The organism is Ensifer sp. GW823-FHT05D09, assembly GCF_058795755.1.
Genome location: NZ_JBXAIA010000060.1, coordinates 1 through 289 on the forward strand (window position 1 = coordinate 1; position 289 = coordinate 289).

A 289-nucleotide genomic window follows, 5' to 3' on the forward strand; every position below is an offset into this window, starting at 1 on the left:
GTCGTCGTCATCGCCACCGTTGTTGCCGCCGCCGTTGTTGCCGCCGTTGTTGTTTCCCCCGTTATTGCCGCCCCCGTTATTGCCGCCATTGTTGCCGCCATTGCCATTGCCATCGTCGTCATCGTCATCGCCGCCATTGTCACCGCCGCCATTGCCATCGTCGTCATGCTTGCGGCCGCCTGATGACGGCAGGTTGCCGAAGGAAGACAGCCGCGGGAAGTTGAAGCTCCCCAGGCCATTGTCGTTGGCCGAGCGGGTCGACTGCTGGAACGGCCGGTCGTCGACAAAA

At 62.6% G+C, this 289-nt stretch carries 1 protein-coding gene; it reads left to right on the top strand.

Annotation, left to right across the window (positions count from 1 at the left end):
* On the top strand, window positions 1-183 hold a 183-nt coding region (locus AC1Q80_RS30920; protein ID WP_492362955.1), incomplete at its 5' end, for a hypothetical protein.
* Between the last annotated feature and the right edge of the window lie 106 nt (window positions 184-289).